Source organism: Marinovum sp. J2-8 (genome assembly GCF_055808435.1).
In genome coordinates this window covers 1-14742 of the sequence record NZ_JBVVRZ010000015.1, presented here as the reverse complement: position 1 = coordinate 14742, position 14742 = coordinate 1, and the positions used below count along the sequence as shown (strand labels likewise).

Annotated in this window: 18 protein-coding genes and 2 pseudogenes; 10 read left to right on the top strand and 10 right to left on the bottom strand. The window is 59.5% G+C overall.

Annotated elements, in window-relative coordinates:
- Positions 1–49: 49 nt before the first annotated feature.
- Positions 50–664, bottom strand: a complete 615-nt coding sequence (gene dalA / locus AC0L4F_RS23025) for a divisome-associated lipoprotein DalA (RefSeq protein ID WP_244691773.1) — start codon at positions 662–664, stop codon at positions 50–52.
- 167 nt (positions 665–831) lie between these two features.
- Here dalA and AC0L4F_RS23020 point away from each other — a divergent pair, with 167 nt between their 5' ends.
- Together AC0L4F_RS23020 and AC0L4F_RS23015 are read left to right on the top strand one after the other, a co-directional pair.
- Positions 832–1425 carry a L,D-transpeptidase gene (locus AC0L4F_RS23020; protein ID WP_244691771.1) on the top strand — a complete coding sequence of 198 codons (594 nt, stop codon included), beginning with the start codon at positions 832–834 and terminating at the stop codon, positions 1423–1425.
- Between the two features lie 149 nt (positions 1426–1574).
- Entirely contained in the window at positions 1575–1769 is a 195-nt protein-coding gene (locus AC0L4F_RS23015) for a ferrochelatase (protein WP_244691769.1), read from the top strand.
- Positions 1770–1817: 48 nt separating this feature from the next.
- Here AC0L4F_RS23015 and AC0L4F_RS23010 read toward each other — a convergent pair whose 3' ends face one another.
- Genes AC0L4F_RS23010 through AC0L4F_RS23000 form a run of 3 tightly spaced genes read right to left on the bottom strand, consistent with a single transcriptional unit; the run spans position 1818 to position 4127 of the window.
- Complete coding sequence (locus AC0L4F_RS23010; RefSeq protein WP_244691767.1) at positions 1818–2216, bottom strand: VOC family protein; 399 nt, start codon at positions 2214–2216, stop codon at positions 1818–1820.
- Positions 2213–3262 carry a ferrochelatase gene (gene hemH, locus AC0L4F_RS23005; RefSeq protein WP_244691765.1) on the bottom strand — a complete coding sequence of 350 codons (1050 nt, stop codon included), beginning with the start codon at positions 3260–3262 and terminating at the stop codon, positions 2213–2215. The genes AC0L4F_RS23010 and hemH overlap by 4 nt, the downstream gene beginning before the upstream one ends.
- Before the next feature lie 52 nt (positions 3263–3314).
- A complete protein-coding gene (locus AC0L4F_RS23000) occupies positions 3315–4127 on the bottom strand; it encodes a methyltransferase domain-containing protein (protein ID WP_244691762.1) in 813 nt (270 codons plus the stop codon).
- Between the two features lie 18 nt (positions 4128–4145).
- On the opposite strand from AC0L4F_RS23000, the gene AC0L4F_RS22995 reads away from it, so the two are divergent.
- The 4 genes from AC0L4F_RS22995 to AC0L4F_RS22980 are packed head-to-tail and all read left to right on the top strand — an operon-like array spanning position 4146 to position 6444.
- The gene (locus AC0L4F_RS22995; RefSeq protein WP_244691760.1) at positions 4146–4877 is read left to right on the top strand and encodes a ComF family protein; all 732 of its coding nucleotides are present in this window, start codon (positions 4146–4148) and stop codon (positions 4875–4877) included.
- 30 nt (positions 4878–4907) lie between these two features.
- Positions 4908–5168, top strand: a complete 261-nt coding sequence (grxC, locus tag AC0L4F_RS22990; RefSeq protein WP_244691758.1) for a glutaredoxin 3 — start codon at positions 4908–4910, stop codon at positions 5166–5168.
- On the top strand, positions 5168–5998 hold the full coding sequence (locus tag AC0L4F_RS22985) for a carbon-nitrogen hydrolase family protein (protein WP_244691756.1): 831 nt from the start codon (positions 5168–5170) through the stop codon (positions 5996–5998). The genes grxC and AC0L4F_RS22985 overlap by 1 nt, the downstream gene beginning before the upstream one ends.
- Positions 5998–6444, top strand: a complete 447-nt coding sequence (locus AC0L4F_RS22980) for a MarR family winged helix-turn-helix transcriptional regulator (RefSeq protein ID WP_244691754.1) — start codon at positions 5998–6000, stop codon at positions 6442–6444. Before AC0L4F_RS22985 ends, AC0L4F_RS22980 begins: the two co-directional genes overlap by 1 nt.
- 184 nt (positions 6445–6628) lie before the next feature.
- On the opposite strand, the pseudogene ubiG reads toward AC0L4F_RS22980, so the two are convergent.
- Positions 6629–7374, bottom strand: a pseudogene (ubiG, locus tag AC0L4F_RS22975) (bifunctional 2-polyprenyl-6-hydroxyphenol methylase/3-demethylubiquinol 3-O-methyltransferase UbiG).
- A gap of 48 nt (positions 7375–7422) precedes the next feature.
- On the opposite strand from ubiG, the gene pip reads away from it, so the two are divergent.
- Both pip and AC0L4F_RS22965 read left to right on the top strand, forming a co-directional pair.
- Positions 7423–8394 (top strand): prolyl aminopeptidase, encoded by a 972-nt coding sequence (pip, locus tag AC0L4F_RS22970; RefSeq protein ID WP_244691752.1) that lies wholly within the window; start codon positions 7423–7425, stop codon positions 8392–8394.
- 130 nt (positions 8395–8524) lie between these two features.
- Positions 8525–10069 (top strand): ABC transporter substrate-binding protein, encoded by a 1545-nt coding sequence (locus AC0L4F_RS22965; protein ID WP_244691750.1) that lies wholly within the window; start codon positions 8525–8527, stop codon positions 10067–10069.
- Positions 10070–10128: 59 nt separating this feature from the next.
- Here AC0L4F_RS22965 and hslU read toward each other — a convergent pair whose 3' ends face one another.
- Both hslU and hslV read right to left on the bottom strand, forming a co-directional pair.
- Entirely contained in the window at positions 10129–11436 is a 1308-nt protein-coding gene (gene hslU / locus AC0L4F_RS22960) for an ATP-dependent protease ATPase subunit HslU (protein WP_244691748.1), read from the bottom strand.
- 44 nt (positions 11437–11480) lie between these two features.
- Entirely contained in the window at positions 11481–12038 is a 558-nt protein-coding gene (gene hslV / locus AC0L4F_RS22955) for an ATP-dependent protease subunit HslV (RefSeq protein ID WP_244691746.1), read from the bottom strand.
- A 76-nt stretch (positions 12039–12114) separates the two neighbouring features.
- On the opposite strand from hslV, the gene AC0L4F_RS22950 reads away from it, so the two are divergent.
- Positions 12115–12435, top strand: a complete 321-nt coding sequence (locus AC0L4F_RS22950) for a hypothetical protein (RefSeq protein ID WP_244691744.1) — start codon at positions 12115–12117, stop codon at positions 12433–12435.
- Positions 12435–13091, top strand: a complete 657-nt coding sequence (locus tag AC0L4F_RS22945) for a phosphotransferase (RefSeq protein ID WP_244691742.1) — start codon at positions 12435–12437, stop codon at positions 13089–13091. Before AC0L4F_RS22950 ends, AC0L4F_RS22945 begins: the two co-directional genes overlap by 1 nt.
- Here AC0L4F_RS22945 and trxA read toward each other — a convergent pair.
- The 3 genes and pseudogenes from trxA to AC0L4F_RS22930 all read right to left on the bottom strand — a co-directional run.
- Positions 13088–13407 (bottom strand): annotated as a pseudogene (gene trxA / locus AC0L4F_RS22940) (thioredoxin). The gene AC0L4F_RS22945 and the pseudogene trxA overlap by 4 nt on opposite strands.
- 69 nt (positions 13408–13476) lie before the next feature.
- The gene (locus AC0L4F_RS22935) at positions 13477–13740 is read right to left on the bottom strand and encodes a PD-(D/E)XK nuclease family protein (RefSeq protein ID WP_244691740.1); all 264 of its coding nucleotides are present in this window, start codon (positions 13738–13740) and stop codon (positions 13477–13479) included.
- On the bottom strand, positions 13728–14742 hold a 1015-nt coding region (locus tag AC0L4F_RS22930), incomplete at its 5' end, for a 3'-5' exonuclease (RefSeq protein WP_280520747.1). The genes AC0L4F_RS22930 and AC0L4F_RS22935, both read right to left, overlap by 13 nt.

Below are 14742 nucleotides of genomic sequence, written 5' to 3'. Positions count from 1 at the left end.
ACCCCCCATCCAGTGATCCCTGATCAGCGGGTGGGGGACCAGAATTCGATCAGCCGTCGCTCAGATCAATGGCTGCTGCGGCGATGTCTTCGATGGATTGGCTGTTGGCGGGGCTGGCCGAGGGGACAAAACCCGCATTGCCCGGCGCGCCCATCACCAATGTCCACCAGATTTTGCCGTTGGGTTCCTGAAAATAGGCGAATCCCATATCGCGCGCGTCCGCTGCCATGATCACCTCGCGGGTGCCCGGTTCTTCCATCCAGGCGGCAAGGGTCTCGATCTCGGTTTCGTAGGTTTCGGAAATCGCTTCGCCCAACATCCGGCCCGCATATCCGACACGCGCCACCCGGTCGATCGGCGATGATCCGTCCGATCCGAAATGCCAGGGGCGGTTTTGCACCGACATGTCGCGCGCATGGGTCGCGGCCGCAGCGTTGAGCGCGGCATTCAGCGACACCTGTGGCAGGCTGCGCGCCTGGCGCAATGCATTGATCGAATCAAGCATACGGAATTGAACCCGTCCCTCTGCCCCCGGCCCCAGATTGTACACCTTTGGCAGCGGCTTGCCGTCCGGGCCCAGGGTCGGCGTCGTGGACGACGGTGTCGTCGTACAGGCCGCAAGAATCAGAACAAGCGGAAGCAAAAGTGCAGCAAGACGTTTCATCGGTGAGACCATCCAATAATTTGGTTACGCGAGACTTAGCCGGAAAAAAGTGACCTTTCAAACCCACCTCGGCGATGATCCGCGTCTTGACAGTGGTTTGATTTGCGACTGCGGCTTTCGCGCACTAAAATAACTGTGATCAATGCAGCATACCCAGGGAGTGGGATATGAAGACACCATCCACACAAAAATGGAACAGACGGGCCTTTCTGGCGGGGACTGCTGCAATGGCCGCAACCCCGGTCTTGGCCCAGAACGACGGCAGCACCGAGCTTGAGGGCGATATTTCGCACGCCGTGCGCCGCAATATCTCCAGCTTTCGGTCGCTGGATTGGCGGCCTTATTTCAGCGATCTCAGCAATGGCGCAATTCTGGTCGATATCACCAGCCGGGCGCTGCATTATTGGTCGGCCAATGGCACGACCTACAAGCTCTATCCAACCTCGGTTCCCCTGACAGAGGATCTGACGCGCCGCGGCCGCACGTCGGTGGTGCGCAAGGTGGAAGGCCCGTCGTGGCGCCCCACCCCGTCGATGAAAATCCGCAATCCCGAATGGCCGGACTTTGTTGGCCCAGGCCCTGACAACCCTCTGGGAACGCACGCGCTTTACCTGAGCTGGACGTATTACCGTATCCACGGAACGCACGACACACGCAAAATCGGACGCCGGTCTTCGAACGGCTGTATCGGTCTTTACAACCAACATATCTCCGAGCTTTTCGCCCAGACAAAAGTGGGCACTCAAGTGTTGCTAATTTGACGACATGTGGCGGCGGCGCGGCGAGAACATGCAAAGATCGGTTTGCATTTCGCCAGAATAGCTGCAAAGAAAAAGTACGAGGTAAGTCTTGGGTGCTTGCCGCAACCAGTTTGGTATGAGCGGCAGGTGAATATCTGGAGGATATGATTATGAAGAAACTCGCACTCGCAGCGGCACTGTCCGCAGCAGCATCGACAGCATTCGCTGGTTCCTATGCAAAAGACGACGTCATCATCGAAGCACCGGTGATCGTTGAAGAAACTGCACAAGCATCTTCGTCGGCTGGCATCATTGTCCCGCTGATCCTGCTTGCTGTTGTTATCGCAGTTGCAGCTTCCGAGTAATTCGGACTGACATCTACAAGGAAAAGCGGCGCCTCGGCGCCGCTTTTTCTATGTCTGGGGATAGGTTTTCAGGCTGTCATCCTCATTCTCGCCACGTGCAAAGATATGCAGCTGATTGCCGTCCGGGTCGGCAAAGCGCAGCACATAGGCCCCGCTGACATGATCCGCCCATGCCGCATCAGGGCACTGTCGGCGCACCCGGGCCAGGGTGGTCGCGCGATCTTCGCAAATCATATGAAAATCGAGATCACCGCCCGGTGCCCTGCTGGTGTCGGATTTGCCGATCTCGTATAGCGCGATGCCAAATTGTCCGCCGGAAAGCTGGACCCAGCCGTATTTTTCGACGGTGAACAACACAGACAACCCAAGGGCATCACAGTAAAACGGCAGCGATCGCGCCAGATCGGTGACCGGAATCTTGACCGTGCCCAGATGCAGCGCGCTCATACCGTCCAGCCAGCCAGATTTTCAGAAATCACTTGCGACAGCGCATCAATATGGGCCGGATCGTCGTTCAAACAGGGGATATAGGTGAATTTTTCTCCACCGGCCTCTTCGAAGCTTTCGCGGATCTCTTCGTTGATCTCTTCCAGAGTTTCGATGCAATCCGCAGAAAAGGCCGGGGCGATGACCGCGATATTCTTTTTGCCATCTTCGCGGGCCAGGCGCGCAACCTCTTCCACGGTATAGGGTTTCAGCCATTCCTCGGGGCCAAATTGCGATTGGAAGGTGGTCTTGATGTCGGTATCGGCCCAGCCCAGCCGTTCCTTCAACAGCCGCGTCGTTTTCTGGCACTGGCAATGATAGGGGTCACCTTCCAGCAAATACCGCTGCGGCAAGCCGTGGTAAGAGCAGATAAGGATGTCGGGCCGTTGGTCCAAGCTGGTATATTTGCGCTCAACCGACTGCGCCAGTGCATCAATATAGGCAGGATGTTCGAAATAGGGGTCGACGACCCGCGCCGTGGGTTGCCATTTTTCGTCCATCAACGCCCGAAAGAACGCGTCATTTGCGGTGGCCGATGTCGCGCCGGCATATTGCGGATAAAGCGGGAAAAACAGGATCTTGTGGCATCCTGCCTCGACCATCGCCCGCACCTTTGATTTGGTCGACGGGTTGCCGTAGCGCATACAGAAATCCACCATCACGCTGTCGCCGAACTGGTCCGCCATTCTGGTGGCAATCGCGGCGGTCTGATCCTTGGTGATGGTCATCAGCGGGCTTTCATCCGCTTCGTTGTTCCAGATCGTCCGATAGGCCGCACCCGAGGTAAACGGCCGTTTTGTAAGGATAATCAACTGCAACAGCGGCTGCCATTTCCAGGTCGGGTAATCAATCACGCGCTTGTCCGACAGGAATTCGCCCAGATACCGACGCATCGACCAATAGTCGGTGCCATCCGGCGTCCCAAGATTGGCGAGCAAGACACCAATTTTTCGTGGCGGCAGGGCGGGATGATCAGCCGGGCTGTTGGCTGGGCGTGTGTCGGGCATTTCGGTCTCCGCGATGTCGATTTAGCGACAGATAACCCTGTGGCTGGTTGGGTCAATCTTTCAGCTTGGTTTCCGGTACTTTCAATGCGTCCGCCAGTCGCGCCTTGGCCGATCCGGGCCGCAGCGGCTTTGGCTGGCTGTCATCGGGGGCCCATCCGGTCAGGACGATGAATTCAAATGTTGCCGGGATACGGCCATCAGGCTGGGCGTGAAGCTGGCTGTAAAGCTCCGCTGCCCGCAACAACACCGCGCGCCGGGTTGGGCGGCGCAGACGTGCGTCCAGCGCATTGCCCTCGCCCATGGCACGCAGTTCGCGCATCAGGTGCAGCGGTGTTTCATAGGTCACCGTCAATCGAAAGGCATCCGCCACCGGCAGGGCAAATCCGGCACGCTGCAACAGCGCGCCCATATCGCGAATCTCGGCCATGGGGGCGATGCGCGGCGACAGCCCGCCGGTCAGCTCGGTCTCGGCACTGGCCAGACAGGCACGCAGTTCCTGCAAGGTCTGACCGCCAAACAGCGACGCCAAAAAGAATCCATCCGGTTTCAATGCGCGGCGACATTGAATCAGCTGCCCCACCGGATCATTGGCCCAATGCAGGCTGTGGCTGTGCAAAATCGCGTCATGCGCGCCGGGCTCCAGCGGCAATGTGTCGTCATCGGCAACAATGCGGGTGTTTTCCGCCAGATTGCCCCAGATCTCCGGCTGCCCGGTGACAATTGCTGGCGCGGTAAAGGTTCTCTTAACCAAGCTGAGGCGATCTTCAAGATCTTCGCGCGCAGATTCAAACAGGAACAGCGCATCCAAAGAGGCGCGGCGACGGTTGCGGATCAAAGCCGCAGGATCAGTGAGACGGGGCTGCATAGGGGCCTAGATAGTGGTATGAGTGAGATTGTTCAAACGGCCTTGCGGGTTGTCTATCCGTCCCAATGCCTGATCTGTCGGGATCTGGTTGAAACCGACTTTGGTCTGTGTGGGGCCTGTTGGCGCGATACACCGTTTACCGGTGGATTGGTCTGTGATTGCTGCGGCGTGCCCCTGCCCGGCGAGAATACAGAAGAGATTGCCCATTGTGATTCCTGCATTTCTGCGCCGCCTGCCTGGGATCGGGGGCGGGCGGCGTTGTTGTATCGCGACAACGGGCGGCGGATTGTGATGGGGCTGAAACACAATGACCGTCAGGATATCGCCCCGGTGGGGGCAAAATGGCTGGCGCGGGCGGTCGGGCCCCTGATCCTGCCGGATATGTTGGTGGCGCCGGTGCCCCTGCATTGGATGCGGATGATGTCGCGGCGATACAATCAATCCGCCCTGCTGGCCGAATCATTGGCGCGGGAATTGGGGTTGGCCTATTGCCCGGATCTGTTGAAACGAGTGCGCCGCACCCGAAGTCTTGACCGATTCAGCGGCGCAGAACGGCGCAAGATCCTCGACGGGGCGATCCAGATGCATCGGGGGCGGCGCGGCCGCGTGGCGGGCGGGCGGCCAGTGTTGCTGATTGACGATGTTTTGACCACCGGGGCGACCCTTGGCGCCTGTGCAGAGGTGCTTCGTGCGTCAGGTGCAGGTCCGCTCTGCATTGGCGCACTGGCAAGGGTGAGCCGGGACGACTAAGTTACGGACAAGATCGTAAAGGAACGCATCATGTCCACTATTGAAATCTACACCTCGCCGCTCTGCGGTTTTTGTCACGCGGCCAAACGGCTTTTGAAACAGAAAGGCGCGGCGTTCAGCGAAATTGACGTCCTGGCCAACCCGGATCGCAAACCCGAAATGATCCAGCGCGCCAATGGCGGTCGCACCGTGCCACAGATCTTTATCGGCGATATCCACGTCGGCGGCTGTGATGACCTTTTTGCGCTTGATCGCGCGGGCAAGCTTGATCCGTTGCTGAAAGCCGCGTGATGCGGGCGGCGCTGCTGCAATTGTCGTCCACTGATGACCCGGTTGAAAATCTGCGCACCACGTCCGCGATGATCGACCGGGCTGTCGAGGACGGCGCCGGATTCGTCCTGACGCCGGAGGTGACGAATTGTGTGTCGACCAGTCGCACACATCAGATGAACGTGTTGCAGCACGAAGCCGATGATCACACGCTGACCGGATTGCGCGATCTGGCGGCGCGGCGCGGGATATGGCTTTCGATTGGTTCGCTTGCGTTGAAAACCGATGATCCCGATGGCCGTTTCGCCAATCGGTCGTTTCTGATTGCCCCCGATGGTGGCATTGCGGCGCGATATGACAAGATTCACATGTTCGACGTGCAGGTCAGTGAGACCGAGACCTATCGGGAAAGCGCCGGATACCGCCCCGGGGACCAAGCCGTGGTTGTAGACACGCCATTTGCCCGGATCGGGATGAGCATCTGTTACGATGTGCGGTTTGCTTATCTTTACCGCGCCTTGGCCCAGGCCGGGGCCGAGGTTCTTTTGGTGCCATCCGCGTTTTCACCGGTGACCGGGGCTGCGCATTGGCAGGCGCTTTTGCAAGCGCGGGCCATAGAGACCGGCGCCTGGGTATTGGCGGCGGCGCAATGCGGGCAGCATCAGATCCGTCAGGGCAAGGCGCGGCGCACCTATGGGCATTCGATGGCGGTGTCCCCTTGGGGCGTGGTCATGGCCGAGGCGGGAGAAGAACCTGACATTGTCTTTGTTGACCTTGACCGCGAAGCAGTGGACAAAGCGCGCGGGCAGGTGCCCGCCTTAACCCACGACCGAAAATTCAAGGGGCCCTGATGGCCGATCAAAACGCCAATTCCTTGGCTGTTGCGCTGTTTTCCGAGTTGTTTACAGCCGATCAGATGCTGCGCAACCGGCTGAGCCGGATGTTGCCCAAGGGAATGGAACTTTCGCATTTTTCGGTTCTGAACCATCTGGCGCGGTTCAAACAGGAACGCACGCCGGCGCAATTGGCGAAATCCTTTCATGTGACCCGTGGGGCGATGACCAACACGTTGAACAAGCTGGAAATCGCCGGTTATGTGCATATCCGCCCGGATTGGGATGATGCGCGGTCGAAACTGGTGACGATTTCCCCGGCAGGGGTGCAGGCCCGCGATGCGGCGCTTGAGGCAATCACGCCATTGATCACGGAACTGGTCGCGGATCTGGGCGCGGACAAGGTGCGCGCCGCCCTGCCCATCCTGCGCGACTTGCGTCTGAAGTTGGAAGAAGAGGGCTAGCAGGGCCTCGTCGCAAAGGACGACGGGGGCTTTGCCGCAGGGAAAGGCGGGGGGCTTTGCCGCAGTGGAAGAACGGGGGGCTTTGCCCCCAGGCCGATGGCCTTCCCCCAGGATATTTTTGAACAGAAGAAGTGCGGGACCCCGTGTATTCAGGGCACCTGTGTCTTCAGTGAGCCCGGTGATGTCAGGCGGGCTTTACGCTGGTGGTGACATAATTGACGCTGAGATCGCTGGCCGAGAGCGACCATTGCCAGGTGATCGGATTGAAGACGAACCCCTTGCGATCAACCGGCGTCACATGCGATTTTTCCAGGAGATCAAAAAGTTCGTCCGGCGTTATGAATTTCGCCCAATCATGTGTGCCTTTGGGCAGCCAGCGCATCACCCATTCCGCGCCGATAATGGCCATGGCAAAGCTTTTGGGATTGCGGTTGATGGTGGAACAGATCTCGATCCCGCCGGGGCGCAGAAGCCGCTGACAGGCGGTCAAATAGGCAAGCGGATCGGCGACATGTTCCACCACTTCCATGTTCAGAACGACGTCGAATTGCGCGCCTTCGTCGACCAGTGCCTCGGCTGTGATATGGCGATAGGTGATTTCCAGACCCTGTTGGTCGGCATGGACCTGGGCCACGGGGATATTGCCGGCGGCGGCATCCGCGCCGGTAATTGTTGCGCCAAGCCGGGCCATCGGTTCACACAACAGCCCACCGCCACAGCCGATGTCGAGGATACGCAGCCCGGCAAAGGGGCGTGGTGATTTCAGATCGCGCCCAAATTCGCCGCGATTTGTGTCGTGATGTAATCCAGACGGCAGGGGTTGAGCATATGCAACGGTTTGAATTTGCCGTTCGGATCCCACCATTCGGCGGCCATTGCTTCGAATTTAGCGATTTCCGCGGGGTCGACGGTTACAGTGGCCTCTGGCATGGTGTCCTCGCTATGGTCAATCGGTGCTTCTGTCTCATATAGAAAGTCATGGACAAATTCTCAGGTCAAAAACGCGCAGCGCAATTTCTCTATCCGCCGATCGACCCGTTTGATCAGCGGATGCTGGATGTAGGCGACGGCCACAAGATCTATGTGGAGCAATCGGGCAATCCGGTTGGCATTCCCGTTGTGGTGTTGCACGGCGGCCCGGGTGGCGGATGCAGCCCGGGGATGCGGCGGTATTTTGACCCTGACGTTTACCGGGTGATCCTGTTTGATCAACGGGGCTGCGGCAGATCACAGCCCAATGCCAGCGTCAGTCACAACACCACCTGGCATCTGGTGACGGATATCGAACGTATTCGCCACACGCTGGGGGTCGACAATTGGATTGTGTTTGGGGGCTCCTGGGGGGCGACGCTTGCGCTGATCTATGCCCAGGCGCATCCCGAAGCGGTGCGCCAACTGGTGTTGCGCGGTGTGTTTCTGATGACCCAGGCGGAGTTGGACTGGTTTTATGGCGGCGGTGCCGGGCAATTCTGGCCAGAGACCTGGGCGCGTTTTGCCAGCCTGATTCCCGAGGATGAGCGCGGCGATATGATTGCCGCATATCACAAGCGGCTGTTTTCCGGCAATTTGGTCGAGGAAACCCGTTATGGGCAGGCTTGGGCGGCTTGGGAAAATGCCCTCGCCTCGGTTCAATCTTCTGGTCAAAGCGGCGTGCCGCCCGGTGGATATGCCCGGGCGTTTTCGCGGTTGGAGAACCATTATTTCATCAATGCCGGGTTTCTGGAATATGATGGTCAAATTCTGGATCAAATGGACCGTATCGCCCATATCCCCGGTGTGATTGTTCAGGGCCGCTACGACATGATCTGTCCGCCGCATACGGCCTGGAAATTGTCGCAACGCTGGCCAAACGCGGAATTGCGGATGATCCGTAATGCGGGCCATGCCATGTCGGAACCCGGTATCAGCGAGGAATTGGTGCGGGTGATGGATCAATTGGCGGAAAGTTAGGCCGTATCCCGCAATACCCATCGAAGGCCGCGCGCGCCGCAAGGCTTTGCTGGTCAAATCTTCTTGCCGCTGTCATGCTGGCCGCTGTCACCCGGTAGATTTGGCCGGGGCCCGCCCTGGAGAGATTGACATGACACGATTGACGCGACGGGGATTGCTGCGCAAGGGGGCCGCCGCCGGTGTGCTTGCGGCGTCTGGCCTGTCGCTGCAGGCGGAAACCCGGCGTGGCGGGCGGCTTCGGGTTGGGCTGGCGGGCGCAGATCCGACCGATGGCTGGGACGGGCGGCGCCACAACGACATCTTCATGCAGGCCGCAGGGCAGGGCGCGGTGTTTGACACCCTGACCGAGGTGCGCGCCGACGGCACATTGGTTGGCGAACTGGCCGAAAGCTGGGAGGCCAGCACAGATGCCCGCAGCTGGATTTTCAATCTGCGCCGGGGCGTAACGTTCCATAACGGCAAGCCGTTTGGCGCCGATGATGTCATTCAATCGCTGCAATTGCATGTTGCGCCGGGATCGGATTCCGCAGCGCGGCCCATTGTTGCGGCGATGACCGAGATCAAGAAACTGGGCAGCCATCAGGTGCAGTTTACCCTGGCGACCGGCAATGCCGATCTGCCGTATCTCCTTTCGGATTATCACCTGCTGATATATCCGGCGGGCCAAGTCGACTTGGCGATGGCGCAGGGTATTGGCACCGGATTGTATCGGGCGGTGCGGTTCGAACCCGGCGTGCGATTCATCGGAAAACGCGTGGACAGCCATTACAAGGACGGCAAGGCCGGTTGGTTTGATGAGGTCGAGTTCATTGCGCTGAACGATGCGCGGGCGCGGATGCATGCGCTAAAGTCCGGTCAGGTTGATGCGATCAACCGTGTCGATCTGGCGGATACGGCGCGCGTGTCAAATAACCCGGCGCTGCGATTGATCGAAACCACCGGCAATCGGCATTTCACCTTTCCCATGCGCAGCGGCAGCGCGCCGTTTGATGATATCAATCTGCGCCGGGCGTTGAAATACGGGATTGATCGCCAGGACATGGTGGATCGCGTGTTGTTGGGGCATGGCCATATTGGCAACGACAGTCCGATTGGCCCGGCAAATCAGTATTTCGCGGCTGATCTGGCGCAATTGCCGTATGATCCGGACAAGGCGGCCTTTTATCTGGCCAAGGCCGGATTGACCTCGCTGAATATCGACCTGACGGTGTCGACGGCGGCCTTTGACGGCGCGGTTGATGCGGCGCGGCTCTATCAGGGTGCAGCGCGGTCTGCGGGCATACATATCAATGTGGTGGATCATCCGCCAACGGCCTATTGGGCGCAGGTCTGGCGGAATACGCCGTTCTGTGCCGGGGCCTGGTCAGGGCGCGCAACAGAGGATTGGATGTTCGCGACCGCCTATGCATTTGGCGCACCGTGGAATGAAAGCCAGTGGGAAGACAAACGTTTTCAACAGCTTCTATTGGCCGCTCGGTCCGAGATCGACAGCGGCAAGCGCAATGCGATGTATGGCGAGATGCAGATGATGTTGCGTGACGATGGTGGGGTTGTGATCCCGATGTTTGCCAATTGGGTAGAGGCGGTGTCCAGCCGGATCACCACGCCGGACCGCATTGGCGGTCTCTGGGGGATGGACAATGCCCGGATGGCGGAACGCTGGTCGGCGGTGTAACGCGCCGATCGAAAGATGCCCCGCCAGTTGTGACTGTTGTGACGGGGCATCGGTCGTGATCAGAGCACGTAGCGGCTGACATCTGTGGATCGGGTCAATTCGCCGAGGTTCTTTTCCACGAATTCCGCGTCCACCGTGACCGATTGTCCGCTGCGATCAGGGGCATGAAAGCTCAGCTCCTCGAACACCCGTTCCATCACGGTATAGAGCCTGCGGGCGCCGATGTTTTCCACGCTTTCATTGACCTCTGCGGCGATCTTTGCCAGCGCGGCGATGCCTTCATCGGTGAAGGTCACGGTGACCTCTTCGGTCCCCATCAGCGCGGTATATTGCAGGGTCAGGGCGTTGTCGGTTTCGGTCAGGATGCGGACGAAATCGTCTTCGGTCAGGGCGCGCAGGGTCACTCGGATCGGCAAACGGCCCTGCAATTCGGGCAAAAGGTCCGATGGCTTGGCAATGTGGAACGCGCCGGACGCGATAAACAGGATATGGTCGGTTTTGACCGCGCCATGTTTGGTGCTGACGGTTGTGCCTTCGATCAATGGCAACAGATCGCGCTGCACACCTTCCCGCGAAACATCCCCGCCGCGGGCCTCTTTGCGGGCGCAGACCTTGTCGATCTCGTCCAGGAACACGATGCCGTTCTGTTCCACCGATTCCAGCGCGGCCTTGGTCACGGTTTCATCATCCAGAAGCTTGTCAGCCTCTTCGGAAATCAGAATGTCATAACTTTCGCGCACCGTCATGCGTTTGCGCACGGTACGGCCGCCAAAGGCTTTGCCAAAGATATCGCCGAGGTTCATCATGCCCATCTGGCTGCCGGGCTGGCCGGGGATGTCCATTGTCGGCATCGGATTGGAGGTGTCGGTCAGTTCCAGCTCGATGATTGTATCATCCAGCAGGCCATCCTTCAGCTTTTTGCGGAACATGTCGCGGGTGCCGTCGCGGGCGTCTTCCCCGGCAATTGCGGCGATCACGCGGTCTTCGGCGGCCTGATGGGCCTTGGCCTTGACGTCTTCGCGCATCATTTCGCGGGTTTGCAGGATGGCGGCATCCACCAGATCGCGCACGATCTGTTCGACATCGCGACCGACATAGCCGACCTCGGTGAATTTTGTCGCCTCGACCTTGATGAACGGCGCTTTCGCCAGCTTGGCCAAACGGCGGCTGATCTCGGTCTTGCCGACGCCGGTGGGGCCGATCATCAGGATGTTTTTCGGGTACACTTCGTCGCGCAGATCATCCGACAGCTGCTTGCGCCGCCAGCGGTTGCGCAGCGCCACGGCCACGGCGCGCTTGGCGTCGGCCTGGCCAATGATGAACCGGTCGAGTTCGGAAACGATTTCGCGGGGGGTGAGGTCGGTCATGGGGGTCCTTTCGTTTGAGGGGCGGGTTTTCGGCGAAAACCCGATCAGCCCCCAATCGTTTCAACCGTCAGGTTGCCATTGGTGTAGACGCAGATGTCGGCGGCAATCGCCATCGCCTTGCGCGCAATTTCTTCGGCGGAAAAATCGGTTTCCATCAGCCCGCGTGCGGCGGCCAGCGCGTAATTGCCGCCCGATCCAATGGCGGTGACATCATGTTCGGGTTCCAACACGTCGCCCGCGCCGGTGATCACGAACATCTGCTCGCCATCGCTGACAATCAGCATCGCCTCCAGTTTCTGCAGGTATTTGTCGGTGCGCCAGTCCTTGGCCAGTTCGACACAGCCGCGCGCCAGTTGGCCGGGGGTGCTTTCCAGCTTGGCCTCCAGCCGCTCCAGCAGGGTAAAGGCATCCGCCGTCGATCCGGCAAAGCCACAGACCACATCAGACCCACCGGGCGAAATGCGGCGCACCTTGCGCGCGGTGCCCTTGATCACGGTTTGGCCAAGGCTGACCTGGCCGTCACCGGCAATCACCACCTTGCCGCCCTTTTTGACGCCAATGATCGTGGTGCCGTGCCAGCCGGGGAACTCGTTTTCTTGCATGGATAGATCTCCGTTTAGCCAGTACTTGTGAATGGGCCTGAGGCTTCGCAAGGGTGTACAGGGGAAAGGACCGGAATTGAACGCGTTTTCTGATCTGCAAGAGCTGGCGCAAGAGGTTTTCAACCATCTCGCCGAGCAAGCCGGGTTTGATGCGCGGGCCTATGCCCATACGCGCCATTGGATGAAGGACAATCCTGATCGGCTTCATCTGGTGATGCGGTTTGATGCGCCGGGGCAGGCGCCCCTGATCCTGAAACAGGTGTTTCGACCCGAAGATCCCAGCGAATTCAATGGCATGCTGGATGCGCAACATTTGGCGCAACGGGCGGTGGACCCGTGCCGGGGGTCACGGTGCCGCGTATTTTGGCGGAAGATCGCGACATCAAGGCCTGTTTGATGACATTTCAACCGGGTGACACCCTGCGCGATCTTTGCCTGACCCACGAAGATCACCAGCCCTATCTGCGCCAGGCCGGGCGTTGGCTTGCCGCGTATCATCGCGGCACTTTTCAACAAAACCGCCGGTTTCAACCCCGCTTCATGGCCAGGCACATGCTGCACCTTGCGGGCCAGATGACGGCGGGCGAACGGCGCATTCGCGGCCAAGACAGATTTATCCAGCTGGCACATCTTGTTCAGGATTTTGTCGCCGATCACGAAGGTCGCGAAAGCCGGGTTGCGGCCAAACACGGCGATATGAACTGCCACAACATCCTGATCGATGGCAAAGACGTTGCCGGCTATGATTTCATGCCCATCAGCCACGCGCCGGTGGGATATGATATTGCCCGGTTGCTGCTGAATTATGCGGTAACGGCGGCGGACCTGACGGCGATTCCCGATGGTCACCTGCTGCCACCCAAAGCGATCACAGCGTTTTTCGACGGGTATGATTTCGTCGGTCCCGACGATCCGGGCGTGCAGTTCCTGTTGCGTATTCAGCTGCTTACCGATTGGAACCGCACGTCAAACAGAAAAGGCGCCCAAGCTCTTGTCGAGTTTGAGCGCCTCAAAATCATTGCAGAACGCGCGTTTGGCGCGACCTCAGCTTAGAGCGATTCGTCGATCCAGCTTTGCAGCGCGGCCTTGGGCGCGGCGCCGGTCTTGTTCGACACAACCTGACCGTCCTTGAACAGGAACAGCGCGGGAATGCCCGGATGCCCATTGCGGCGGCGGTGTTGGGGTTGCTGTCTACGTCAACCTTGGCGATCTTGATCTTGTCGCCGTATTGCGCCGAAAGTTCCTCGAGCGCGGGGCCGATTTGCTTACAGGGGCCACACCATTCGGCCCAGAAATCCACCACTACGGGGACATCGGATTCTTTGACTTCCGCGTCAAAGGTCGCGTCGGTTACGGCAACTGTGGCCATTGGTCTTCTCCTGAGTGAGTCGTCTATCGGGGGCTTGGGTGGAAAACCTAGGTATCACGCTGCAGCGCGTCAAGGTGATGTTGTGCGCCCCAAGGCCGCCGTCACAAGATCGTGTGGCAGTGGCATCAACGCGGCCGAAGCGGTCCACAGGATCGCCGTGGCGATTTCATGGTTTGGATAGAGTTGCTTAAGCATTGCAGCATAGGCGCCCATCTGGCGCAACAGGGCCTCTGGCGTGTCCTGGGCGCGCGCCGGGACAACCGCATTTGTTTTGAAATCCACCGCCAGAATGCGCGATTCTTCGACAATCAGCCGGTCAATCACCCCATGCATCCGCCCCAATCCCGCGACATCGGCGCTGACCGCCACTTCGGCCAGGGTTCCGGGGGCAAAAGGGGCGCCAACGCCGGAGCGTCCAGTACCGCGCAAGCCTCGTCCATGGCGCGGGCCTGTTCCGGGTCTTCGCTGCGTGATTTGCGGGCCTCTGGCGGCAGGTCGGCCAGCCGTTCCAGCGCGTCATGCACCAGAGTGCCATAGCGTTTTGCAGCCTCTTCATCCTGCCCGGCCTCACCGGCCAAGGCATGTGCCCCGCCAAGTTTCGAGGGCGACAGCGTCACCGGCAGGGGCGGTGGCGGCGTTGCGGGCCGGGTGGCCCAATCGGGCAACGACGCGGGGCGGGCCTCCTCTGGGACGTCGCGCACCGTGGCAAGTGTCGGCCAATCGCCACTTTCATACCGCAGGCCCTCACCGAAGCCAAAATCATGGCGTTCGGCATTGGCGGATTTCATTGCCGCCTCCACCGATTGATACCAGGTCGGATCATCCTTTGACAAATCGCCCGCAGCGGCCACCATCAACCAGACTTCGGCACGGGTCATCGCCACATAGAGCAGGCGATCACGTTCCTGTCGTTGTTTTTCCTTGGCCGCTTCCAGCGCTTCGGCCATCGCGGCAGGGCTGTCGCCTGCGGCGGTTTTCCACACCATTGTGTCATCCATCGCCAGCAAGGCATCCCGATGCTGCAACGGCCATTTGCCGGTATCCGGCAGGATCACAATCGGCGCCTCCAGACCTTTGGAACCATGTACCGTCATGACCCGAATGCGGTCGCCGGCGCTGTCCATCTGGCGTTTGATCTCCAGATCGTCGGTTTCCATCCAGATCAGGAAGCCGGTCAGGCTGGGCACCTCTGTCGCCTCATAGGCCAGCGCCTGTGACAGCAGGGCATTGATGCCATCCTCGGCCTCATTTCCCAACCGGGCCAACAGTTTGTATCGTCCCTCATGCCGGGTCAGAATACGTTCGATAAGATCATAGGGCCGCATGAAATCGGCA